General features: G+C 65.3%; 23 protein-coding genes. 8 read left to right on the top strand and 15 right to left on the bottom strand.

Features of this window, described 5'->3' with window-relative positions; all coding sequences use genetic code 11:
• Window positions 1-61 precede the first annotated feature (61 nt).
• Complete coding sequence (locus NFW30_RS15135) at window positions 62-295, top strand: thioredoxin family protein (protein ID WP_295351521.1); 234 nt, start codon at window positions 62-64, stop codon at window positions 293-295.
• 125 nt (window positions 296-420) lie between these two features.
• Window positions 421-1053, top strand: coding sequence for an MBL fold metallo-hydrolase (locus NFW30_RS15130; RefSeq protein WP_295351519.1), 633 nt, complete (start codon window positions 421-423; stop codon window positions 1051-1053).
• Window positions 1054-1173: 120 nt separating this feature from the next.
• Here NFW30_RS15130 and lpdA read toward each other — a convergent pair whose 3' ends face one another.
• The 10 genes from lpdA to NFW30_RS15080 form a co-directional block, all read right to left on the bottom strand.
• Window positions 1174-2610: a dihydrolipoyl dehydrogenase gene (gene lpdA / locus NFW30_RS15125; protein ID WP_295351516.1), complete on the bottom strand. Its 1437-nt coding sequence runs from the start codon at window positions 2608-2610 to the stop codon at window positions 1174-1176.
• A 90-nt stretch (window positions 2611-2700) separates the two neighbouring features.
• Window positions 2701-3975, bottom strand: coding sequence for a 2-oxoglutarate dehydrogenase complex dihydrolipoyllysine-residue succinyltransferase (gene odhB / locus NFW30_RS15120; RefSeq protein ID WP_295351513.1), 1275 nt, complete (start codon window positions 3973-3975; stop codon window positions 2701-2703).
• A 12-nt stretch (window positions 3976-3987) separates the two neighbouring features.
• Window positions 3988-6828, bottom strand: a complete 2841-nt coding sequence (locus NFW30_RS15115; protein WP_295351511.1) for a 2-oxoglutarate dehydrogenase E1 component — start codon at window positions 6826-6828, stop codon at window positions 3988-3990.
• 111 nt (window positions 6829-6939) lie between these two features.
• Window positions 6940-8235: a citrate synthase gene (gltA, locus tag NFW30_RS15110; RefSeq protein ID WP_295351509.1), complete on the bottom strand. Its 1296-nt coding sequence runs from the start codon at window positions 8233-8235 to the stop codon at window positions 6940-6942.
• A gap of 70 nt (window positions 8236-8305) precedes the next feature.
• Window positions 8306-8560, bottom strand: coding sequence for a succinate dehydrogenase assembly factor 2 (locus NFW30_RS15105; RefSeq protein ID WP_295351506.1), 255 nt, complete (start codon window positions 8558-8560; stop codon window positions 8306-8308).
• Window positions 8560-9273, bottom strand: a complete 714-nt coding sequence (locus NFW30_RS15100; RefSeq protein ID WP_034934554.1) for a succinate dehydrogenase iron-sulfur subunit — start codon at window positions 9271-9273, stop codon at window positions 8560-8562. Before NFW30_RS15100 ends, NFW30_RS15105 begins: the two co-directional genes overlap by 1 nt.
• Window positions 9274-9297: 24 nt before the next feature.
• Window positions 9298-11082, bottom strand: coding sequence for a succinate dehydrogenase flavoprotein subunit (gene sdhA, locus NFW30_RS15095; RefSeq protein ID WP_295351501.1), 1785 nt, complete (start codon window positions 11080-11082; stop codon window positions 9298-9300).
• A complete protein-coding gene (gene sdhD / locus NFW30_RS15090) occupies window positions 11083-11430 on the bottom strand; it encodes a succinate dehydrogenase, hydrophobic membrane anchor protein (RefSeq protein WP_295351498.1) in 348 nt (115 codons plus the stop codon).
• Entirely contained in the window at window positions 11424-11816 is a 393-nt protein-coding gene (gene sdhC, locus NFW30_RS15085) for a succinate dehydrogenase, cytochrome b556 subunit (protein WP_295351495.1), read from the bottom strand. The genes sdhD and sdhC overlap by 7 nt, the downstream gene beginning before the upstream one ends.
• A gap of 117 nt (window positions 11817-11933) precedes the next feature.
• Entirely contained in the window at window positions 11934-12671 is a 738-nt protein-coding gene (locus tag NFW30_RS15080) for a GntR family transcriptional regulator (protein WP_295351492.1), read from the bottom strand.
• A gap of 216 nt (window positions 12672-12887) precedes the next feature.
• Between NFW30_RS15080 and NFW30_RS15075 the strand changes: the two genes are divergently transcribed.
• From NFW30_RS15075 to NFW30_RS15065, 3 genes are all read left to right on the top strand, one after another.
• Window positions 12888-13874 carry a malate dehydrogenase gene (locus NFW30_RS15075; RefSeq protein ID WP_295351490.1) on the top strand — a complete coding sequence of 329 codons (987 nt, stop codon included), beginning with the start codon at window positions 12888-12890 and terminating at the stop codon, window positions 13872-13874.
• Between the two features lie 114 nt (window positions 13875-13988).
• On the top strand, window positions 13989-14972 hold the full coding sequence (locus NFW30_RS15070) for an aldolase/citrate lyase family protein (protein WP_295351488.1): 984 nt from the start codon (window positions 13989-13991) through the stop codon (window positions 14970-14972).
• Between the two features lie 4 nt (window positions 14973-14976).
• Window positions 14977-15387, top strand: a complete 411-nt coding sequence (locus tag NFW30_RS15065; RefSeq protein WP_295351485.1) for a nucleotide pyrophosphohydrolase — start codon at window positions 14977-14979, stop codon at window positions 15385-15387.
• Here the strand turns inward: NFW30_RS15065 and rlmJ are convergent.
• A complete protein-coding gene (rlmJ, locus tag NFW30_RS15060; RefSeq protein WP_295351482.1) occupies window positions 15362-16207 on the bottom strand; it encodes a 23S rRNA (adenine(2030)-N(6))-methyltransferase RlmJ in 846 nt (281 codons plus the stop codon). The two genes, NFW30_RS15065 and rlmJ, sit on opposite strands and share 26 nt — an antisense overlap.
• A 56-nt stretch (window positions 16208-16263) precedes the next feature.
• Window positions 16264-17508 (bottom strand): nitronate monooxygenase, encoded by a 1245-nt coding sequence (locus NFW30_RS15055; RefSeq protein WP_295351479.1) that lies wholly within the window; start codon window positions 17506-17508, stop codon window positions 16264-16266.
• A 235-nt stretch (window positions 17509-17743) separates the two neighbouring features.
• On the opposite strand from NFW30_RS15055, the gene folE reads away from it, so the two are divergent.
• Complete coding sequence (gene folE, locus NFW30_RS15050; protein ID WP_295351476.1) at window positions 17744-18388, top strand: GTP cyclohydrolase I FolE; 645 nt, start codon at window positions 17744-17746, stop codon at window positions 18386-18388.
• An 86-nt stretch (window positions 18389-18474) separates the two neighbouring features.
• On the opposite strand, the gene NFW30_RS15045 is transcribed toward folE, so the two are convergent.
• Window positions 18475-19302 (bottom strand): crotonase/enoyl-CoA hydratase family protein, encoded by an 828-nt coding sequence (locus NFW30_RS15045; RefSeq protein ID WP_295351473.1) that lies wholly within the window; start codon window positions 19300-19302, stop codon window positions 18475-18477.
• Window positions 19303-19487: 185 nt separating this feature from the next.
• Between NFW30_RS15045 and NFW30_RS15040 the strand changes: the two genes are divergently transcribed.
• Window positions 19488-20174: an RluA family pseudouridine synthase gene (locus tag NFW30_RS15040; protein ID WP_295351470.1), complete on the top strand. Its 687-nt coding sequence runs from the start codon at window positions 19488-19490 to the stop codon at window positions 20172-20174.
• Between the two features lie 33 nt (window positions 20175-20207).
• On the opposite strand, the gene NFW30_RS15035 is transcribed toward NFW30_RS15040, so the two are convergent.
• Entirely contained in the window at window positions 20208-20948 is a 741-nt protein-coding gene (locus NFW30_RS15035; RefSeq protein WP_295351467.1) for a DUF4124 domain-containing protein, read from the bottom strand.
• Window positions 20949-21228: 280 nt separating this feature from the next.
• Here NFW30_RS15035 and NFW30_RS15030 point away from each other — a divergent pair, with 280 nt between their 5' ends.
• Complete coding sequence (locus NFW30_RS15030; RefSeq protein ID WP_295351464.1) at window positions 21229-22389, top strand: NnrS family protein; 1161 nt, start codon at window positions 21229-21231, stop codon at window positions 22387-22389.
• 380 nt (window positions 22390-22769) lie between these two features.
• Here the strand turns inward: NFW30_RS15030 and NFW30_RS15025 are convergent, their stop codons facing one another.
• Window positions 22770-23948, bottom strand: coding sequence for an MFS transporter (locus tag NFW30_RS15025; protein WP_295351461.1), 1179 nt, complete (start codon window positions 23946-23948; stop codon window positions 22770-22772).
• Window positions 23949-24095: the final 147 nt, after the last annotated feature.

The following is a 24095-nucleotide window of genomic DNA, read 5'->3' as shown; positions in this document are numbered from 1 at the left end:
GTGTCACCATGCATCGAGTCGATGCATGTATCGGTCCAACATTCCGCCAGAGGAGAACGTCATGCGCCAAGCCATCTTCTACCATGCCGGCTGTCCGGTCTGTGTCGCCGCCGAGCAGCAGTTCGCGGAAGCCCTTGATCCTGCGCGTTATGCAGTCGAGGTCGTACACCTCGGCCAGGATGCCCGCCGCGTTGCCGAAGCTGAAGGCTTCGGTGTGCAATCGGTGCCAGCGCTGGTGATCGACGGGCAAGCCTTTCACATCAACTTCGGCGCCCCGCTGTCGGCCCTGAAATAGGCGCCTGGTGCCGCCCACGGCAATTGCCCCGGCAGGCGCCGCCTGGCGCCTGCCGGGGCAGCCGGTGCCTCTGTTATACTCCGCCACCGCTGTCACCCACAGCCGCCCGCGCGGAGCCGTCCAGCATGAAATATCAGATCATCCCGGTCACTCCTTTCGAGCAGAACTGCAGCCTCCTGTGGTGCGAGCAGACGCACCGCGGTGCGGTCGTAGACCCGGGCGGCGACATCGCACGCATCCTGCGCGCCGTCGAGGCCAACGGCGTCGAACTGGAAAAGATCCTCGTCACTCACGGCCACATCGACCATGCAGGTGCCGTCGCCGATCTGGCGGCACGGCGTTCGCTACCGATCGAAGGACCGCAGCGTGAAGACCAGTTCTGGATCGACGGCATGCCCTCGCAGAGCAGAATGTTCGGTCTGGCCAACGCGCGCAGCTTCACTCCCGACCGCTGGCTCGAACAGGGTGATACGGTTTCCGTCGGCAACGTCGAACTCGAGGTGCTGCACTGCCCCGGACACACACCGGGGCACATCGTCTTCTTCGACCGCTGCGGGCGGTTGGCACTGGTTGGTGACGTGCTCTTCCAGGGCTCGATCGGCCGTACCGATTTTCCCAAGGGCGACTACGACACCCTGATCTCCTCGATACGCAACCGGCTTTGGCCACTCGGCGACGATGTCGCCTTCATTCCGGGGCACGGTCCGATGTCGACCTTCGGCAAGGAACGCCGCAGCAATCCTTTCTGCGGCGACTGAACGGCAAGCACCTGCTGACGCTCAGCGGGCATCCGATCGACCCGCGTTCGCTGCGGAGCAGCGGTGAGCTACCCGCAGCACCTCGCCAGAGCGTCGCTGCGCCCTGTGGTCTGGCGTCGACTAGAAGTGCAGCGGCCTCTTGTCGCAAGCCAGCGCCGCCTCGTGCACCACCTCCGACAGCGTCGGGTGTGCGTGGCAGATCCGCCCCAGGTCTTCGGCAGCAGCACCGAATTCCATCGCCACCACGCCCTCCGAGATCAGCTCGGAAGCGTTGGCGCCGACGATGTGGACGCCGAGGATGCGATCGCTCGCGGCGCAGGCGAGGATCTTGACGAAGCCGGACGGATCACCCATCCCGAGCGCGCGGCCGTTGGCGGCAAAGGGAATCTTTCCGGCCTTGTAGGCGATGCCTGCAGACTTGAGCTGCTGCTCGGTCTTGCCCACCCAGGCGATCTCCGGGCTGGTGTAGATCACCCAGGGAATGGTGTCGAAATTGCAGTGCCCGGCCTGACCGGCCATCAGCTCGGCAACCATGACCCCCTCTTCCATGGCCTTGTGCGCCAGCATCGGACCGGCAACGACGTCGCCGACCGCCCACACTCCCGGCAGGTTGGTGCGGCAATGCGCATCCACTTCGACCTGGCCGCGCTCGTTCAACTGCAAACCGACCTGTTCGGCAGCCAGGCCATCCGTATTCGGGATGCGACCGATCGAGACGATCAGGCGGTCCGCGTCGAGCCTGTGCTCGCCGCCGTCCTTGTCGGTGTAGTCGATCGAGACGCCCTTCTGTGAAACCTTGACGTCGCCGATCTCGATGCCGAGGATGATCCTGAGACCCTGTTTGGCGAATACCTTCGCCGCCTCCTTGGCAACGTCGACGTCGGCCAGAGCCAGGAACTCGGGAAGCGCTTCGAGAATCGTGACCTCGGCACCGAGGCGGCGCCAGACGCTGCCCATTTCCAGGCCGATCACCCCGGCACCGATGACCGCAAGCCTCTTCGGCACGGCGGCGATGTCGAGCGCACCGACGTTGTCACAGACGATCTCGTTGTCCACCAGTACACCAGGAAGATGCCGCGCCTTCGATCCGGTCGCGACGATAACCTGCTTCGCCTCGACCAGGTCGTCGCCGACCTGCATCTGCCAGACGTCGCCTCCGTCCACCTGCTTGCGGCCGACGAAACTGCCATGCCCGTTGAGCAGCGTCACCTTGTTCTTTTTGAACAGCCCCTTGATGCCACTGGTGAGCTGCTTGACGATGGCGTTCTTGCGCGCCAGCATCTTGCCGACCTCGATCACCGGCGTGCCGACGGCGATTCCCTGCTCGGCGAAGCTGTGCCCTGCTTCCTCGAAGAGGTGCGAGGTGTGCAGCAGCGCTTTCGACGGAATGCAGCCAACGTTCAGGCAGGTGCCGCCGAGCCTTGGCTCGCCCTTCGGATCGGCATAGGCATTCGATTCACAGCAGGCGACGCTGAAACCGAGCTGGGCGGCACGAATGGCTGCGACGTAACCACCCGGGCCGCCACCGACAACGAGAAGGTCATATTGCTTGGACATGATGGTTTCCCTTTCCAACCGCGGAGACACGAAGGCACGGAGCCGGCACAGGGAACTCCCCCCGCGTCTCCGTGCCGGCGCGATGACTGACTAGACGCCGAGCAGCAGGCGAGCCGGATCTTCCAGTGCCTCCTTCATCGTCACCAGCCCGAGCACGGCTTCGCGGCCGTCGATGATGCGATGATCGTAGGACATCGCCAGGTAGTTGATCGGCCGGACGACGACCTGGCCGTTCTCGACCACCGGCCGATCCTTGGTGGCATGAATGCCGAGGATCGCCGACTGTGGTGGATTGATGATCGGCGTCGACAGCATCGAACCAAAGACGCCACCGTTCGAGATCGAGAAGGTGCCACCGGTGAGTTCTTCCATCGACAGCTTGCCATCCTTGGCCTTGACGCCATACTCGCCGATCTTCTTCTCGATGTCGGCGAAGGACATCTGGTCGGCATCGCGCAGGATCGGCACGACCAGGCCGCGCGGGCTGCCGACGGCGATACCGATGTCGATGTAACCGTGATAGACGATGTCGTTGCCATCGACCGAAGCGTTCAGCACCGGAAACCTCTGCAGCGCAGCGACCGCCGCCTTGACGAAGAAGGCCATGAAACCGAGGCGAACCCCGTGCGTCTTCTCGAAGCGCTCGGCGTACTGCTTGCGCAGCGCCATGATCGGTCCCATGTTCACTTCGTTGAAGGTGGTGAGGATGGCGTTGCTGGACTGCGACTGCAGCAGACGCTCGGCGACGCGCGCCCGCAGGCGTGACATCGGCACCCGCTGCTCCGGCCGATCGCCGAGCGCAATGCTGACGCTCGGTGCCGGCGGCAGTGCCGGCGGCGCGGTGACGAAAGGACTGGCCGGCTTTGCGGCTGGCGGCTTCGCCGCCGGTGCCGCAACGGGTGCAGGCGGCGCCTGCGCTGCCAGCGCATCGGCCTTGGTGATGCGTCCACCACGTCCGCTTCCGGCCACCTCGCTGGCGGCCACGCCCTTTTCCTCGAGGATCTTGCGCGCGGCCGGCAGCGCGACACCGACCGCGCCAGCCGGCGGCGCGACGGCGGCGGCTTCGACTGCCGGCGCTGGCGTCTTGGCTGCCGGTGCGGCCACGGCGGCGACCGTACCGGCCTGGGCAGCGGTATCGATGCGCGCGATCACTTCACCCGCGACGACCGTGTCACCGTCACTCTTGACGATTTCGACCAGCACCCCGCTGTCCGGTGCAGGCAGCTCAAGGACGACCTTGTCGGTCTCGATGTCGATCAGGTTCTCGTCACGGGCGACCGCGTCGCCGGCCTTCTTGTGCCACGACACCAGTGTCGCCTCGGCGACCGATTCGGAAAGCTGTGGAACTTTGACGTCGATGATCATGTTCTCTCCGTTCTAGGGCAGTTTGTAATACTCGATCTCACCCAGTGCGGAGTCGATCAGAGCCTTCTGTTGGGCGTTGTGCTTGCTGGCGTAACCGACCGCCGGCGAGGCCGACGCCGGGCGCGAGACGAGCAGCAGGTGCTGCTTGTCGCTCAGCGAGCGCGACAGGTGCTGGCGCGACGCGATCCAGTACCAGGCGCCCTGGTTACGCGGTTCTTCCTGGCACCAGACGACCTCGGTCGCTTTCGGGTACTTCGCCAGCTCTTCCTGGAATGCCTCCTGCGGGAACGGGTAGAACTGCTCCAGGCGGGCAATCGCGACGTGCGCGATCTTCCTCTCGTGGCGCGCGGCGACCAGCTCGTAGTACACCTTGCCGGAGCAGAAGATGACGCGGGTCACTTTCTTGGCATTGATCGGTTCGACCTCGCCGATCACCGGCTGAAACTCGCCGTCGCTCAGATCCTCTAGCGAAGACGTCGCATCCTTGTGGCGCAACAGCGATTTCGGCGAGAAGACGACCAGCGGCTTGCGCTGGTTGCGTACCGCCTGCCGGCGCAACATGTGGAACACCTGCGCCGGCGTCGACGGTTGGCAAACCTCCATGTTCATCTCCGCACAGAGCTGCATGTAACGCTCGATGCGCGCCGACGAATGCTCCGGTCCCTGGCCTTCGTAACCGTGCGGCAGCAGCAGCACCAAACCGCTGGCGCGCCCCCACTTGGCTTCGCCGGAAGCGATGAACTGGTCGATCACCACCTGCGCGCCGTTCGCGAAGTCGCCGAACTGTGCTTCCCAGACGACCAGCTCGAAGGGATTGGCGGTCGCGTAGCCGTACTCGAAGGCGAGCACGGCCTCCTCCGAGAGCACCGAGTCGAAGCACTGGAAACCACCCTGCCTATCCTGCAGATTGGCCAGTGGATAGTAGGTGCCGCGATCCCAGTGTTCGCGATTCTGGTCGTGCAGGGCAGCGTGGCGGTGGAAGAAGGTGCTGCGGCCGACATCCTCGCCCGAAATCCGGACGCCATAACCCGACACGAGCAGCGAAGCGTAGGCCAGGTTCTCGGCCATTCCCCAGTCGACCGGCAGCTTGCCCTCGCCCATCAGCCGCCGGTCGTCGATGATCTTCCTGACCCGGCTGTGCAGGGTGAAGTTGGCCGGAATCGTCGTCAACCGCTCGGCCAGCCGGCGCAGTTCGGCGACCGGCACCTTCGTGTCGCAGTTGTCGATGTAGCTCGGGGAAAGAAAGGGCGTCCAGTCGATCGTCATCGGGTGCTTGTAACCGGCGATTACCGGGTTGTACAGCAGCTCGCCACGGTCGAGGTGGGCCCGATAGTCGGCAATCATCTCGTCCGGCCCCTCCGGGGCGAGAATACCCTCGGCGACGAGCTTGTCGGCGTAGAGCTTGCGCGTTCCGGGATGTTGCTGGATCTTCTTGTACATCAGCGGCTGCGTGACCATCGGCTCGTCCTGCTCGTTGTGTCCGAGCTTGCGATAGCAGACGATGTCGATCACGACGTCCTTCTTGAAGGCCTTGCGGTACTGCACGGCGATGCCGGTGACCAGCGCCACGGCCTCGGGATCGTCACCATTGACGTGGAAGATCGGCGCTTCGGCCATCTTGAAGATGTCCGTGCAGTACAGCGACGAACGGTAGTCGCGCGGGTCGGAAGTCGTGAAGCCGATCTGGTTGTTGATCACGATGTGGACCGTTCCACCAACCCCGTAGCCTCGCGTCTGCGCAAAGTTGAGCATCTCCTGGTTGACGCCCTGCCCGGCGACTGCGGCATCACCGTGCAGCAACACCGCCAGTACCTTGTCCTGGCCGTCCTCGCCGCGCCGGCGCTGGCGCGAATGAACCGACCCGACGACCACCGGGTTGACGATCTCGAGGTGCGATGGATTGAAGGCCAGCGTCAGGTGGCAGGGTCCTCCCGGTGTCGACACGTCGGACGAGTAACCCATGTGGTACTTCACATCGCCGGCGGTCAGCTCCTGCGCCTTCTTGCCCTCGAACTCCTCGAAGAGCATCGCCGGCTCCTTGCCGAGCGTATTGACCAGCACGTTCAAGCGGCCACGATGCGCCATGCCGACGACGATCTCGTCGACGCCACCGGCACCGGCAACCCGGATCAGCTCGTCCATCGCAACGATCGTCGACTCGCCGCCCTCGAGCGAGAATCGTTTCTGGCCGACATAGCGGGTATGCAGATAACGTTCGAGCGTTTCAGCCGCGGTCAGTCGCTCGAGCATCCGCTTGCGCTCGTCGGCCGTGTAGTTCGGCTTCGAGTGGATCCGTTCGAGACGATCCTGAATCCAGCGCTTTTCCGCCACCGTGCTGATGTACATGTACTCGACGCCGATCGAGCCGCAGTAGGTCGCCTTGAGCGCATCGTAGATTTGGCCGAAGGTGGCGTGATCGGGAGTACCCTTGAAGGAACCAGCGTTGAAGACGGTGTGCAGGTCGGCATCGGAGAAGCCGTAGTAGGCCGGGTCGAGCTGTGGCACCTCCGGACGTTCCATGCGCTTGAGTGGATCGAGGTTCGCCCAGCGGTCACCGATGAAACGGTACGAGGTGATCATCTGCAGCACGCCAACCTGTTTCCGATCGTCAACAGGCGCTGCTGCCGCCGCCCGATAGCCTCCCTTCCTCGCCTGCTCGGCGAAAGCATTGATTACCGGCAGATGCGGAACATCGCGCGCGACGTAACCCGGCAGTTGCGCCAGCCTGTCGAAGTAGTCGCGCCATTGCTCGGAAACGGATCCAGGGTTGTCGAGATAGTTCTCGTACAACTCCTCGACAAAGGGCGCGTTACCGCCAAAAAGGAGAGAGTTACCAAAAAGCTGATTCATCATGGCAGTTACCTGTCTTCGCCGGTCTGGTTCGGATTGAGAAAAGCCGTGGCGAAAGGGCCACGGCATGAAAAAAGGGCGGCTACTGCCTGCCGCCCTTTCAACCCTGTCGTCCTAGCGCTGATCGACGGGCACGACGTCGCGCCTGGCAGCGCCGACGTACAGCTGCCGTGGGCGACCGATCTTGTACTCCGGATCGTTGATCATCTCTTCCCACTGCGTCATCCAGCCGACAGTGCGCGCCAGCGCGAAGATGCAGGTGAACATCGAAGTCGGGATACCCAGAGCCTTCTGCACGATGCCGGAGTAGAAATCGACGTTCGGATAGAGCTTCTTCTCGATGAAGTACTCGTCTTCGAGGGCGATCTTCTCGAGTTCCATCGCCAGCTTGAACAGGCGGTCGTTCTGCAGACCGAGTTCGCTGAGGACGTCGCTGCACACCGTGCGCATCAGTTTGGCGCGTGGGTCGAAGTTCTTGTAAACGCGGTGGCCGAAGCCCATCAACTTGAAGTCGTCGTTCTTGTCCTTCGCCCGCGTGATGTACTTGCCGACGCGCGAAACGTCGTGGATCTCCTCGAGCATCTGCAGGCAGGCTTCGTTCGCACCACCATGCGCCGGGCCCCAGAGGCAGGCGATGCCGGCCGAGATGCAGGCATAGGGATTGGCACCCGAGGAGCCGGAGAGGCGTACCGTCGAGGTCGATGCATTCTGCTCGTGATCGGCGTGCAGCGTGAAGATGGTGTCGAGCGCATGCACGAGAACCGGATTCGGGACGTACTTCTCGCACGGTGTCGCGAACATCATGTGCATGAAGTTCGCCGTGTAGTCGAGATCGTTGCGTGGATACATGAACGGTTCGCCGCGATGATACTTGTAGGCCATGGCGACGATCGTCGGCAATTTCGCGACGATGCGGTTGAAGCTGATGCTCTGGTGCTCGAGATCGGAAAAGTCCTCGGCTTCGTGATAGAACGCCGACAACGCGCCGACGACTCCGACCAGCACGGCCATCGGGTGCGCGTCACGGCGGAAGCCCTGATAGAACTTCACCAGCTGCTCGTGCACCATGGTGTGTTCCTTGATGTTCAGTTCGAACCTTGCCTTCTGCTTGGCGTCCGGCAGTTCGCCGTGCCAGAGCAGATAGGCGACCTCAAGGAAGTTGCACTGCTCGGCCAGTTGCTCGATCGGATAGCCACGGTAGAGCAACTCACCCTTGTCGCCATCGATGAAGGTGACCGTCGACCGGCAACTCGCCGTCGACAGGTAGCCGGAATCGTAGGTGAACAGGCCGGTCTTGGCGCCCAGAGTGCGAATGTCGATGCAATCATTGCCGTGTGTCGGCGTCATGATTGGAAACTCGACGGGCGGCCGTCCTTCGATGATCAGAGTTGCTTTGCGCTCGGTCGTCATTGTATAAATCCCCGTTCAGGTGTTGAGGTCACAGCTACGAACAGGAAGCCTTGAGACTAGGACAGCTTCCTTACTTAACTCTTACGTTGCGCAACAAGGCGAGTACTTCGGCCTGCACCGGATCGTCGGGCTCGCGCTGGCCATTGACCAGCGGCCACAACTCCAAGTCCTCCATGTCGGCCATGGTGACGAAAGCATCCGCCTGCGCTGCATCGAGGGTCGGGTAGAGCCGCTCGAGGAACTCGCCGAGCAGCAGATCCATCTCCAGCATCGCGCGCCGGGTGCAACGCCAGCGCAGGCGGTTGAGCTTCTCCCTGTCGTCCATCAGATGGCGCGACGAACCATCATCTCCTTGATCTTGCCGATCGCCCGCGTCGGGTTCAATCCTTTCGGGCAGACATCGACGCAGTTCATGATCGTATGGCAACGGAACAGACGGTAGGGATCCTCGAGATCATCGAGGCGCTCGTTGGTTGCCTGATCACGGGTGTCGGCAATGAAGCGGTAAGCGTTGAGCAACCCTGCCGGCCCGACGAACTTGTCGGGATTCCACCAGAACGAGGGGCAAGAGGTGGAACAGCAGGCGCAGAGAATGCACTCGTAGAGGCCGTTGAGTTCCTCGCGCTCTTCCGGCGACTGCAGCCGCTCGCGTTCCGGACGTGGCCCCTCGTTGATCAGGTACGGCTTGATCGAGTGGTACTGCTTGAAAAACTGGGTCATGTCGACGATCAGGTCGCGAATCACCGGCAGGCCGGGCAGCGGCCGCAGGACCACCGGCTGCTTGAGATCCTTGATCTCGGTCAGGCAGGCAAGGCCGTTCTTGCCGTTGATGTTCATCGCGTCGGAACCGCAAATGCCCTCGCGGCACGAGCGGCGATAGGACAGGCTGTCGTCCTTCGCCTTCAGCCGCGTCAGGACGTCGAGCAACTTGCGGTCGAGCGAGAAATCGACCTCGACCGAAGCATCCTGCATGTACGGTGCGTTGTCCTTGTCGGGATCGTAGCGGTAGATCTTGAACTGCATGGTACTGGTAGCCATTATCTTGCACTCCTTGGCGCACGATCAGTAGGAACGCGTCTTCAGCGCGATGGTTTCGACGGACAGCGGCTTCATGATCACCGGCTTGTAGCTCAGGCGATTGCCCTCGCGGTGCCAGAGGGTATGCTTGTGCCAGTTGGCGTCGTCGCGCCCGTTCGGGTTGGCCGGAGTGTCCGGCGCGTCATCGCGCACATGCGCCCCGCGCGACTCCTTGCGGGCTTCGGCCGAAACCATCGTCGCTTTCGCCACCTCGACCAGGTTGTCCAGCTCAAGCGCCTCGACGCGGGCGGTATTCCAGACCTGCGACTTGTCCTTGATTTCCGTGTGCGCGACGGCCTTCTCGACCTCGATGATCTTCGCGACACCCTCGACGAGCATGTCCTTGAAGCGGAAGACACCGCAGTGCTTCTGCATCGTTCGCTGCAGTTCGAGACGGCACTCGTTGACACTGGCGCCGCCGGTCTGCGTGTTGAGGCGATTCAGCCGCGCCAGCGTACGATCGGCAAAGTCGGCGGGCAGATCCCTGAGACCGATCTCGCCCGAGCGCACGTCGTCGATCACCGTGTCACCCGAAGCCTTGCCGAAGACCAGCAGGTCGAGCAGCGAATTCGTTCCCAGGCGATTGGCGCCATGCACCGAGGCGCAGGCCACTTCGCCGGCGGCATAGAAACCGCGCACCGGCGCGCCATCGTCGCCGACGACCTGTCCCTTGTAGTTGGTCGGCACGCCGCCCATCTGGTAGTGGCAGGTCGGCACCACCGGAATCGGTGCCTTGATCGGGTCGATGCCGGCGAACTGGATGGAGATCTCGCGAATCCCGGGCAGCCGCTTCATGATCGTTGCCGGATCGAGATGGGTGATGTCGAGCAGGACGAAATCCTTGTTCGGACCGCAGCCACGACCCTCGTTGATCTCGGTCACCATCGCCCGCGAGACCACGTCACGTGACGCGAGGTCCTTGGCGTTCGGCGCGTAGCGCTCCATGAAGCGCTCGTTGGTCGAATTGCGCAGGATGCCGCCTTCGCCGCGCACCCCTTCGGTGATCAGCACGCCGGCGCCGGCAACCCCGGTCGGATGGAACTGCCAGAACTCCATGTCTTCGAGCGCGATGCCGGCGCGCGCCGCCATTCCGAGGCCGTCGCCGGTATTGATGAAGGCATTGGTGGAAGAGTAGTAGATTCTGCCGGCGCCGCCGGTGGCAAAAACCGTCGCCTTGCTGTGGAAGGCAACGACCTCGCCAGTCTCCATCTCAAGCGCGATGACCCCGAGCACCTCCCCCGACTGGTCTCGGATCAGGTCGAGCGCCATCCACTCGACGAAGAACTGCGTGTTGGCGCGCACGTTGCGCTGATACAGCGCGTGCAACATCGCGTGGCCCGTGCGGTCCGCCGCGGCGCAGGCACGGCGGACCGGCTTCTCGCCGAAATTCGACATGTGGCCGCCGAACGGGCGCTGATAGATCTTGCCTTCATCGGTACGGTCGAAAGGCATGCCGAAATGCTCGAGCTCGACGACGACCTCGGGCGCCTTGCGACACATGTACTCGATGGCGTCCTGATCACCGAGCCAGTCGGAGCCCTTGACGGTGTCGTACATGTGCCAGTGCCAGTGGTCCTCCTCGGAATTCCCGAGAGAGGCGGAAACACCGCCCTGGGCGGCCACGGTGTGCGAACGGGTGGGAAAGACCTTCGACAGGACGGCCGTCTTGAGTCCCGCTTCGGACAGCTGGATTGCTGCCCGCAGGCCCGAACCACCAGCCCCAACGATCACGGCGTCGAACTTGCGTACCGCTACGGATTGCTTGCTCACTTAAATTCTCCACAGAATCTGAAACGCCCAGCCGGCGTAGCCGACCAGCACCGTCGCGGTCGCGATCATCAGCAGCAGGCGCAAGCCATCCGGCTTGACGTAGTCCATCCAGATGTCCCTGATACCGATCCAGGCATGGTAGAAGACGCTGACGAGGAAGAGGAAGGTGGCAAACTTCATGAAGCCGTGGGCAAAGACGGCGCGCCAGGCATCAAAGGAATCCGGCCCGACAGCGCCGACGACGACCAGGAAGAGCAACGTGTACAGCGCCATGACGACGGCCGTCGCGCGCTGGATGATCCAGTCCTTGAGGCCGTAATGGGCCCCGACGAGTATGCGATTTACCATAGCACTTTTGCTCCGATGATCAGCGTCAGGGCGATGCTGACGGCGAAAACGATCTTGCTCGAGAGACGCGCCGCCTCGAGTTCAACCCCCTTGTGCAGGTCGAGCAGCAGGTAGCGGATGCCGGCGCAGAAGTGGTGCATGTAGAACCAGATCAGGCCGAGAAGGACAATCTTTGCCAGGGGATGACCGACCACGGCGCGCGCGGCGGCGAAACTCTCTGGCGAGGTGAGGCTGCTCTGCAGCAGCCATAGCAGAAAAGGCAGGAGGAGAAACAGGGCTGCCCCGCTGATCCGGTGGATGATTGACAGGATACCCGGAAGCGGTAGCCTGATGGTCGGCAGGTCCAAGTTCTTTGGACGCCTTTTCTTGACTGCCATCTCTGCCATGAACGTTACCCCTCATGTGTAATGTGGCCGGCTGCAACGCCCGACCCCTGCGATACCACGCGCGATTATAGAACATCGTCACGTGCCTGAATCTCCCTGCCTGCCGGCTGCAGGCTCTCAGCCGAGCTCGTTGTGATAGTGATAATTGCGTGTCGAGTAGAAACCCCGCCGCCACTCGACGGGCCGCGAACCATAGGTGAACGTCACTCGCTCGACGAGCAGCAGCGGCGTTCCCTCCGCCACCTGCAGCAGCTCGGCGCTGACGCGGTCGGCGGCGATCGCGCGCAGGCGCTCGTCGGCGCGGATCATGCGCACGCCATAACGCGTCTCGAACAGACTGTACAGCGACTCACCGGAACGTAGGGCATCGAGCGAGAGATCCGGAAACAGCTCGCTCGGCAGGTAGATCTCGTCGAAGACCACGGGCTCTTCACCGAGCTTCAGCAGGCGGCGAACGATGGTGATCGGCGCCCCCGCCTCGAGCGCCAGGATGCGCGCCACATCGGGACCGGCCTTGGCGCGCCAGCATTCCAGCGGCACGCTCTGCGAAATCTGCCGTTCGCCCTGATTGGGCACGAGACGCAGGAAGCGGAAAAACGACCCCGGATCGCGATGCGTGGCGACGAAGGTCCCCTTGCCCTGCTGGCGAACGAGCAGATGTTCGGCCGCCATCTCGTCGATGGCCTTGCGCACGGTGCCCTGGCTGACGCCGAAGCGCGCAGCAAGTTCCGACTCGCTCGGGATCGGGCTCCCCGGGCCCCACTCACCTGACTCCAGCTGCTGCAGGATCAGCTCCTTGATCTGCCGATAGAGCGGACTGAAGGTGGGGGAATGCAGTGACGACGAGCGGCTCATGGCTCGCCATTTCAGCACAAATCGACGGCTGCGTCCATCCCGTCCAAATCAAGACCTATCTTATATAAGACATAAGATATATTTGACATCGAAGAACCCGGGATCTTATGATTCGCACGATTTGCTGCCCCCGCGGACACGAGCCGTCCGTCACCGGGGCCAGGCCGATCGCCTTTCGTCCACCCACTGCAAGTTTCTCACGACAGGAGCCGCATCATGTCCAAAGCCCCCATGCGCGTCGCGGTCACCGGCGCCGCCGGCCAGATTGGTTACAGCCTGCTCTTCCGGATTGCTTCCGGCGAGATGCTCGGCAAGGATCAACCGGTCATTCTCCAACTGCTCGACCTGCCGCAGGCCCAGAAGGCTTGCCAGGGCGTGATGATGGAACTCGAGGACTGCGCCTTCCCACTGCTCGCCGGCATGCTTGCCACCGATGATCCGAACGTCGCCTTCAAGGACGCCGACGTCTGCCTGCTGGTCGGCGCGCGGCCGCGCGGCCCGGGCATGGAGCGTGCCGATCTGCTCACCGCCAACGGCGCCATCTTCACCGTCCAGGGCAAGGCGATCGCCGAGAATTCCAAGGAGGCCGTCCGCGTCCTCGTCGTTGGCAACCCGTGCAACACCAACGCACTGATCGCCGGCAGTGCGGCGCGCAAGGTCGGCCGCACCAACCCGGCCAACTATCATGGCATGCTCCGTCTCGACCACAACCGCGCCCTGTCGCAGCTGGCCAACAAGACCGGCCGACCGGTTTCCAGCTTCAAGCAGCTGGTCGTCTGGGGCAATCACTCGCCGACCATGTACGCCGACTATCGCAACTGCACGTCCAACGGCGACAACGTCAAGGCCTTGATCGATGATGCGGTGTGGAACAACGACACCTTCCTGCCGACGGTCGGCAAGCGCGGCGCGGCGATCATCGACGCCCGTGGCCTCTCGTCCGCCGCTTCGGCTGCCAATGCGGCGATCGACCACATGCGTGACTGGGTCCTCGGCTCCGACGAATGGGTGACCATGGGTGTTCCCTCCGACGGTTCGTACGACATCCCGGCCGGCATCGTCTTCGGCTTCCCGTGCGAATGCAAGGGCGGCTCGTTCAAGATCATCCAGGGCATCGCCATCGACGAGTACTCGCGCGACAAGCTGAACAAGACGCTCAAGGAACTGACCGACGAGCGCGACGCAGTCAAGGACATGCTGTAACCGCGGCGTGCCCGGCAGACAACCGCGGCTCCGGCCGCGGTTTTTTTTCGCCGCCGCGACGCTGCCGCCGCGGGTTAGAATGCTGGCTCGCCAACACTGCCATGCCGTCTATCGATGCGCCACCCGAGCCAGGTTCTCTTCGCGGGCGAAAAGCCCTTCCCGATGTTGCCCGCCGTCGACCACTACGCGGGCTCCGAGAGGCTGATCACCAAGGCGCTGCAGCTGCAGGGCGAGATCGGCCCGATCTTCGACCTCACCTGCGACTGCGAGGACGGTGCCGTCGCCGGCGCCGACCGCGAACACGCCGCGATGGTGGCCCGCATCATCATGAGCGAGGGCAACCGGCACGGCCGCATCGGCGCGCGCATCCACGACATCCGTCATCCCGCGTGGCAACAGGACATCGAGATCATCGTCGGCAACGCCGGGCGGCGGCTGGCGTTCCTGACGCTGCCGAAGGTCGGCGGGGTGGACGATGTGCAGCAGCAGCTGCGTGTCGTGCAACGCGTCACAGCGAGCGCCGACCTCGCACGGACGATCCCGCTGCACGTCCTGATCGAGACGCATACGGCGCTGCGCGAGGTGTGGCAGATCGCCGCCCTGCCCGGGGTCGAGTCGCTCGACTTCGGCCTGATGGATTTCGTCAGCGCGCATCATGGCGCGATCCCCGGTTCGGCGATGAAGAGCCCCGGCCAGTTCGACCACCCGCTGGTGGCGCGCGCCAAGTGCGAGATCGCCACTGCCGCGCTGGCCAACGGCGTCGTCCCCTCGCACAACGTCACCACCGAGCTGCGCGATCTCGATCTCATCCATCAGGACGCGCTGCGCGCACGCAGCGAATTCGGCTACCTGCGCATGTGGAGCATCCACCCGAACCAGATCGTGCCGATCTTCGAGGCGATGTGCCCCGACTTCTCCGAGGTCGAGGAGGCCACCGCCATCCTTGGCGCCGCCCAGGAATGTGACTGGGGACCGATCCAGCACCAGGGCCGCCTGCACGACCGAGCGTCCTACCGCTACTACTGGGAGCTTCTCGCCCGCGCCCGCGCCACTGGCATGCGGCTGCCGGAAGCCGCCTGGCAGCGCTTCTTCGCCTGAAACCATGAGTCTGTCGGCGCTGACCGCGCAGTTGATCGACTTTCGCGAGCAGCGAGACTGGGCCCAGTTCCACAGCCTGCGCAACCTCATCGTCTCGCTCAACCTGGAGGCAGCCGAACTCCTCGAACTGACCCAGTGGAAGAGCGACGCCGAGGTCGACGCGCTGCCGGCCAGCGCCGCGAGCCGCGAGGCGCTGCGCGACGAATGCGCCGACGTGTTGCTCTACCTGCTGCTCGTCGCCGAGCGCGCCGGCATCGACCTCGAGGAAGCGGCGCAGGTCAAACTGCGCAAGAACGCCGTGCGCTACCCGGTGGCAAGCAGCTACGGCAGCAGCCGCAAGCATCACCAGCCAGCGCCCGACGAACGCGGCGAGGCGGCGGCAGCCGGCTTCAGGGGGCCTCGCCCTCGAGGGTGAAAGCGGCGCCGGCGTCCACCGCCAGCACCTGCCGCAGCCACGGCAACGACTCCTGCAGCATCGCCTGCAGCGTCCACGGCGGATTGATCACGAACAACCCACTGCCATGCATGCCGAAGCCATCGGCGGCTGGCGTCCGCACACGCAGGCTGACGTGCAGCCAGCGCGCCGCCGGCAGGCGCTTCAGGCGTGACGGCAGTTCGTGCGCTTCCAGCTTGCTCAGCAGCGGATACCAGAGCAGGTAGCTGCCACCCGGGAAGCGTTGCAGGGCATCCTTGAGAGCCAGGACGACGCGCTCGTAATCGCGCCGTTCCTCGTAAGGCGGATCGATGAGCACCAGTGCACGCCGCGGCGGCGGTGGCAACAACCCCTTCAGGGCGGCGAAACCGTCGACCTCATCGACCATGACCTGCCGCGAACTGGCGGAGAAGTTCTCGCGCAGGCGCAGCACCTCTCGGCTGTGGAGTTCGCACAGCCGCAGCCGATCCTGCGCTCGCAGCGTGCACCGCGCGAAGCCGGGCGAACCCGGATAGATCTTCAGGCGACCGTCCGGGTTGGCCAGGCGGACCAGGTCGACGTAGTCGCCAACGGCCGGCGGCAGATCCTTGCGCAGCCAGAGGCGGCCAATGCCCTCGCGATGCTCGGCGAGCTTCGCGGCCACTGCCGAATCGAGCGCATAGCTGCCGGCACCGGCGTGTGTATCGATGTACCAGAAGGCCTTGTCCTTCTGCGCGAGGTGGCGGGCCATGTGCACCAGCACCAGATGCTTGAGGACATCGGCGTGGTTGCCGGCATGAAAGGCGTGCCGGTAGCTGAGCACGGGCTACCGCACCGCTGCGCTGCGAACGACCGTGGCGGGCGCGGGCAACGGACGCACTAGTCGGGAACCTGGACCTGGCCGTCGGTGCTGAACTGGTAGTCGCGAAAGATGTGCTCGGCGTCCAGCAACTGATAGCTGCCGTCCGGCAGACGCCGCGACGTATCCTTCAAACGGTAGGCGTAGTGCCCGCAGGTCCAGCAGTCGAAGTTGCGCATCTGCGTGCACAGGCAGGTCTTGTCCTTCACCGAGATGCGTTTGACGCCTGGGTTGGCTGCCACCTCGCGGTTGTAGGCGCTGATGTACGAGCAGTTGCCGGTACTGTCGAGCAGGTAGCCATACGCCTCGCAGTTCGGCCGGATGCCGTCACCGATTGCCGGGCTGTTGCTCAGCATGCGCATCGGGTAGCCCGTCGGCGAGATCTGGTTGACCTCGATCTGGTCCTCGCTGGCGGCGAAATAACGCTGCTTGACATCCTCCGGCAGGCCGCACTCGCGGGAAACGGTGAAGCGCGTCGCCACCTGCACCGCCGCCGCTCCCTGCTCGAGGAACGAGACGGCATCGCTGCCGGTGAAGATGCCGCCCGCCGGGATCAGCGGAATGTCGAGTTGCTCCGCCTGCAGATGACGATGGATCTCGGCGAAGATCGTCGCCAGATCGTACCGCGCCCAATCCATGCCGAAACCGAGATGGCCGCCTGCCAGCGGCCCCTCGACCACGACGTAGTCCGGCAGGCGGTTGCTGCGCGCCGTCTTGCGCAGGAAGAGCTGCAGCGCGCGCAGCGAGGAGACGATGATCCCCAGCTTGGCATCACGGAAACGCGGGTGATCCTCGATCAGCGCGAACGAGCCGAGATGCAGACCGGCGGCAAGCGTGATGCCGTCGATGCCGGCGTCGAGCGCCGCCGCCATGCGCACGCGCAGCGTCTCGCGCGGCGAATTCATAGTCAGCTTCTCCATGCAGTTGACGAAGATCAGGCCGTCACCGCGCTTCGCCTCCATCGTTCGCCCGATGTGCATGTGCGTCGCTTCGGCAAGCTGATCAAGATCGAAGCGGACCACCGACTTGTCGGAATTGGCGACGTTGAATTTGTACTGCTGCAGCTTGTCCTTGACGAACTTGGCGTTGAACCTGCGATCGGCGACCGTGTTCACCATGGCATCGGAAATGTGGCCGATGCCGCCGAGGCGAGCGGCCTCGAGCGCCAGCTCGGCCGTCGAGATGTCGACGCCCATGCCGCCGATGACGATCGGCACCAGTTCCTTCCCGCCAAACCGCAAGCGAAAATCATCAACGCGCTTCATGCACTTCCTTCCCAAGCCGGGTCTGTGCCCACCGCTCGCACTGCAGCTACTCGTCGAAATGGCTCAAGGCCCGGATTATCGCTCATCGCGCGCGCGCGTGGCGCCCCGCCGCGAGCGAAATCGGCGTCTTCGCACCCCTCGTCGCGAATTCGCCACGCAGCGGCAGTCGCCTGCCGGACCGGCAACGGGCGGCGTGTATCATGTCGCCATCAGCGATGCCGGATGAAGACCGACGATGACCGACTGCAACCACCCCGAACCCGCCGGCCCAAGCACCGCCGCGATCGGCATCACGCGCCAGCAACCGTTCGATGCGACGGCCTTCGAACGCGCCGTCGTCGACCTGCTGCGCGCCTGCGGCGTCAGCGCCGATACCACGCACATGGGCCGCACGCCGCAACGCGTGCGCGAACTGTGGCAGCACCGTCTGCTCGGCGGCTACGATCTCGATCCGGCGACCGCCCTTGGGGACGGCTTCGCCGACCAGCGCAGCGATCTCGTCATCGTCCGCGGCATCGCCGTACATGGTGTCTGCCCGCACCATCTGGTGCCCTTTCGCGGCCTGGCGCACGTCGCCTACCTGCCGGGCGGACGCCTGCACGGCTTCGGCCGCATCGCACGCCTCGTCGACGCCATCGGCCATCGCTTCACCTACCAGGAGTGGATGACACGCGACATCGCCGAAGCGCTGATGCGCCACGGCAGGGCACGCGGCGCCGCCTGCGCCATCGAGGCCGAGCAGTTGTGCCTGTTGCTCGGCGAGGACCGCCGCGGCGACGAGCGCGTCATCACGCAGTCCTTCTGTGGCGACTTCGAGCACTCGCCGCAGCTGCGCAGCGAGTTCCAGCGGGCCATCGCCGCCGCTCGCCGCCACGACTGAGGTGCCGAGTGCCGGCACGGGCCCGCGCACACGCCGCAGTGCAAACCGCTGCCGCCAGGGCGATCGACGCCGGGCCGATGCGCTTTTCAATCGCGAAAGCGCGCCGGTCGGCGTTCTCGCAGCGCTGCCATCGTCTCGTCGAGATCGGCCGACATCAGCATCGCCGCGTTCCAGGTGGCGACATGGTTCAGGCCGTCGGCCACCGAATGGTCACGGCCGTAGTTGAGCATCTCCTTGGTACCGCGAATCGCCAGCGGCGACTTGCCGGCAATGGCGCGGGCGATCCCGCGCACGCCGGCGAGCAGTTCCTCCACATCGGGGAAGACGCGATTGACCAGGCCGATTCGCGCCGCCTCGTCGGCAGCCACACTGCGGCCGGTGTAGGCCAGTTCGCGCGCCACGCCGTCGGCAATCAGCTTCGGCAGCCGCTGCAGCGTGCCGACATCGGCGGTCATCCCGACATCGATCTCGCGCACCGAGAAGTGCGCGCCAGCGGCCGCGTAGCGCATGTCGCAACAGGTCACGAGATCGATCGCACCGCCGATGCAGGCGCCGTGGATCGCCGCCAGTACCGGCTTGCGGCAGCGCTCGACGCTGCTCAGGCAATCCTGCAGGTCGAGGATCAACCGCCGCAGTGCCTCACGGCTGCGCGCCGGATCGGCGTCGGCAACCACCTCGCCGACGCTCGCCAGCATCGCCAGATCGATGCCGGCGCAGAAATTGCGGCCAGCACCGGCCAGCACCACGACACGCACCGCCGGCGTCGCATCCGCCCAGTTGCAGGCGATGCGCAACTCCTGCCACATCGCCTCGTTGATCGCGTTCGAGCGTTCGGGACGGTTCAGACGAAGCTCGGCGAGTCCGGCGTCGAGTTCGATTGCTATCGTCTCCAGTTGCGGAAGGTGCGTGTTCATCGGTTCTCCTGAAGATGGCCGGGCCGGATGGCAGCATCTTTGCCGGCACCAGCGCCGGGCGGCGCGGCTCACCGGGCCAGTGTACCCGATCTGCGCGGCACGCCCGGTCCGCTGGCCCGCGGCGACCGCTCCCGCGCGCGGAAAATGCGCGACAATCGCCCCACCGTCACCGCCACCGCCGCACCATGCCCTCGCCGCAGCCATCGGCGCTCGCCGCCCTGCCATACGCACCTCCGCCCGACCGCGGACCGGAAATTGCCTACCTCGACGCATCGCTGCTGCTGGTCAACAAGCCGGCCGGCCTGCTCGCGGTGCCTGGCCGCGGCGCCGGCATGGACGACTGCCTGCTGCGGCGCGTGCAGGCGCTCGTTGACGACGCGCTGCTCGTCCATCGCCTCGACCTGCACACCTCGGGGCTGCTCGTCCTGGCCCGCGGCCGCGAGATGCAGCGGCGGCTTGCCGGCGACTTCGCCGCGCGCCGCGTGCACAAGCGCTATCAGGCAGTGGTCGCCGGACCACCACCGGCGATCAGCGGCACGATCGACCTGCCGCTCGCCGCCGACTGGCGGCAACGGCCGCGGCAGAAGGTCGACCGGCTGACCGGCAAGCCGTCGCTCACCCGTTATCAGCTCCTCAGCCACGACCCCGCCAGCAACCGCTCGCGGCTGGCGCTGTTTCCCGAGACCGGCCGCACCCACCAGTTGCGCGTCCACCTGCAGGCACTCGGCCACGCCATCATCGGCGATCGGCTGTACGGCGACGCCAACGGCGGCAGCGCTGCCGAACGCCTGCTGCTGCACGCCGACCAGTTGCGCTTCGTCCATCCCGCCAGCGGCAGGCAGCTGTGCATCGACTCGCCAGCACCGTTCTGACGCCCGACGCCCCACCCGCTACGTGGCCGCGGGTCACGGGCAGAGGTGGCCTTGCTCCATCATGCGCACGATGGCGTTTTCGCCGTAGGCTTTCCAGAGTGCCGAGTCCACTCGTGACCCGATCTTCTGGCGGTGCGTCCCCAGCAACTCGCGTGATGTCCTGCCACGATACAGGCGCACGACGACCTCGTAGTTCCGGCAGCGGACGGTGTCGAAGGGCGGCGAAACCAGCGTAACGCTCTCTTCCTTGACTTCAGGAAAGCCCACAGCCCGCAGTTCGCCGCCGGCGCGCAGCGGCTTGCGGGCATCGTGCTCGTTCTCGAACTCGGCCTCGAAGTAGGCGCCGGCCGGGACGTGCGGGTCAACGTGCAACTGGAGAACGAAGGTGTGCTGCAGCCGCGACGGTTGCCGCTCGTCGCAAGTGACAGCCGTACCCACCGTCCGCATCAATTCCGAAGTCACATTCTCGGGCGTCGGCCCGAACGGGGCGGCGTTCGCCGTGCCGCTCAGCCGCGAAGCATCGCGCTGCGCCCGCGCCGCTGCCGCCGCCTCGACCGCTTGCCGTTCGCGCTCGGCCCGCTGCCGCGCCTCGTCGACCTGCCGTGGTGTCGGCGGCGGCGCACAGGGCACCTCGCTCGACTTCGCGTCCTCGGCCGGCGCATCGGAGAAGTGGACCTGGCCCTGCTTGTCCACCCAGCGGTACACCTTCTGCGCCGCAGCATCGCCGGCCAACAGAAGCATCACCGTGGCCAGCACCGGCCCGTATCGTCGCATGCCTTCGCCTATCGAATTCTCCAGTCGCCAGCTATCCGCCGGCGTCGTCCCCCAGCAGCCGCGGCCGCTGACGCCGGCGATCGTTGCCCGCATCCCGGGACGGATAGTCAGCGCCCGTTGCCGACCGTTCCAGCGGCATGTATTTTCCGCGGAAACCCGCCGCCGGGCCAGAGGAGGATCGCCGCCAGCACCCGCCAGCGCCCGGCGCGACGCGACAGGCGGCCGCCGTCCGGCTATACTGCGCCATCCCGTGCCGTGCCGCTGCCCCAGCATCCGTTCGATGTCCTTCTCGACCCACCCCCTCTGGCTGGTCGGATTCCGCCCCTTCTTCGCCCTCGCCTGTCTCGCCGGCCTCGGCCTGCCGCCCGTCTGGGCGCTGATCTTCGCCGGCACGATCGCGCCGCCGCCGGCACCGTTCTCGCCCACCCAGTGGCACGCACACGAGATGTTCTTCGGCTTTGGCTGGGCCGTTCTCGGCGGCTTCCTGCTCACGGCAAGCAAGAACTGGGTGAAGGTGCGCGGCTACCACGGCCTGCCGCTGATCCTCCTCGCCGTCGCCTGGCTGCTCGAGCGTGCCGGCATGTGGTTTGCCGGCGAGTTGTCGCCACTCGTCTTCCGCCTCGCCAGCAATCTCTTTCTTGCCAGCATCGTCGGCATGCTGCTGTGGACGCTAGCCCGTCACCGCGATACCGATTCGTTCCGCGACAACTACTTCTTCCTCATCATCCTGCCGCTGTTCCTCGTCGCCAAGACCCTGCTGCTGGGCAGCGACTCGTTCCCGGCCGGCGCGGCGATGACGCTCGCGCTGTTCCGCGTCGCCTTTCTCGTCATGCTCGAGCGCACCGTCACCCAGTTCATGAAGAACACCCTCGGTGTCGGGATTCTGCGCAACCCGCCGCTCGATGCGGCGATCAAGCTGCTGGCGCTGCTGCTCGTCGCCGGTAGCCTGCTGCCGGCGGCCTTCGCCGCGGCGATCTCGCTCCTGCTCGCGCTGCTGCTCGCCATCCGCTTCGCCTTCTGGCAGCCGCACCTCGCCCTGCGCCGGCTGGAGATCGGCATCATGTATCTCGGCTACCTGGCGATCGTCGTCCAGCTGCTGCTGCAAGGCAGTGAACTGCTGGCAGCGGCGCACTGGCCCGGCTCGCTGTCGATGCACGTATTCACCTTCGGTACCATGGGGCTGATCATCCCGGCGATGCTGATTCGCATCTGCAAGGGCCACACCGGCCGGCCGCTGGTCTTCGACAGCCTCGACCGCAGCGTGCTGTGGATCATGATCGCCGGCTGCGTCATCCGCATCGTCCTGCCGCAGATCGCCCCCGGCCACTACCTGCTGTGGATCCAGTTCGCCGCCGCCTGCTGGTTCGCCTGCTTCACGCTCCTCGCCTGGCGTTATATCCCCATTCTCGTGAAGCCGCGGGCGGACGGCAGGGAGCACTGAACCGGTGGCGACGCCCCAGGTCGCCTGCGCAGCGGCTCCCCGCCGATGCGGCACACACCCGAACAATCAAAGAAAACCGAGTACAGCGCCCGCTGAGCACGGTCGGAAACACCGCAACACACTGTTATAAGTGAATGTTCCCATTGACACCCGAACCGGGAAAGCCAGCCAATCATCAATACCCGGGATCAATGACGGCCAATCCGGGGAACGACGCCGATCCTCAACCCAGTGGCTGACTGCGTGCCACCCGGCCCCGGATGGCCGACACTTGCGGTCTGGGTGCCGGGATGTGGCGGAAGCGATTCCGCATTCGGTGCACGCCGATGCCCGCCGTGGTTGGCCGGGAACCGCCGGTCGAAAGCCCGCCTTCGCCGGCCCTACACCCGCGGCAAGCGCAGCAGCAGGACAAGCGCCGCCACCCACACTGCCACCGGCAGCCATTCGAGCAGCGCTCCCGTGCCGCCACCGGCAGCCGCCAGGCTCAGCCGCGACATCACCGCCACCGCCAGCGTCGCCATCAGCGCACCGGTGTGACGGCCGCTCTGCAGCGGATCGCCACGCTCGGCAGCTATGCCGATCGACGTGCAGAGGATGCCGCCCCAGAGCGCCCCGACGATGAACTGGATCGGCAGCAGGACGACCAACGAACCGGCGAGCGCTGCGCTGCCAAGTGCCAGCGCGCCGCCGGCCGCCGACCCCCGCAGCACCGCCAGCGCGCCGCGGGCGCGGACGAGGCGGTCGACAGCCAGCAGCCCGATGCTGAAGCCGGCCCAGAAAACCGGCAGCAGCCACGGCAGCAGGGCCGGGTCGGCCAGGCGCCTGAACTGCGCCGCCGAGTTGATCGCCGTATGCACCTGCTGGCCGAAGGCGAACAGCAGCGCGATCAGCAGCAGGACACTCCAGCCGACCGCCTGCGCCGTTCGGCCGCCGTCCACGTCGGCCGCCACCGGCTGCGGCGGCGGCAGGGAACGCTCGACGGCGACCAGCGCCAGCGCCGTCACCCCCACCGCCAGCGCGCTGAGGGCAAAGGGCAGCGCCGGATCGATCCCCTTGAGGACGATCGCCAGGTACGGCGCCAGCGCCGAAGCGAGCGCCAGTCCGAGCAGCTGGATGCCGGCGAGGCGCGGCATCGCCGAGCGCGCGGCGTACCGCGAAAGCAGGACGTATGGCGGCGCGCGCAAGGCCGCCGAAGCCAGCACCCAGACGGCAGTGGCGAGCAGGAAGAGCGGTGGATCCGCCGCCAGCCAGGGCAGCAACAGCATCGCCACCGCGGCGACAGCCGCCAGCACGACGAGCATCGCGCCAATGCGGCGCAGCGCGGCGCGCGCGCGGTCGACGGCGACGCCGATCACCCAGTCGGCGAGTGCGAAAAGCAACTGGTCGGCCGCCAGCAGCCACGGCAGATGGCGCCTGTCGACCCCGCCGCGCGCCAGCAGCTCGGGCAGGAAGATGACATAGACCACCCAGCCGAGCGAGAAAAAGAACTCGACGCCGGCAAGCAGCCAGGCGGCACGACTGGCGGTGGAGGGACGGGCAATGATGGTGGTCATCGTCATCGCCGTCATCCTCGCAGGAAAAGGCCCGCCACGCCAGGTTCAGTGCACGGTGCGCACCATGCACGGATCGAAGCAGCGGACGACGTGCTAGCGCTGCCCTTTACCCGCAAAATTAGGTCTGGACTTTTTTGGTCGAACCAGCTATGG

This window comes from Accumulibacter sp. (genome assembly GCF_023806635.1).
In the GTDB taxonomy this organism is placed as follows: domain Bacteria; phylum Pseudomonadota; class Gammaproteobacteria; order Burkholderiales; family Rhodocyclaceae; genus Accumulibacter.
Note: the sequence above shows the minus strand (reverse complement) of the source record. Positions and strands in the feature narration are given on the sequence as shown.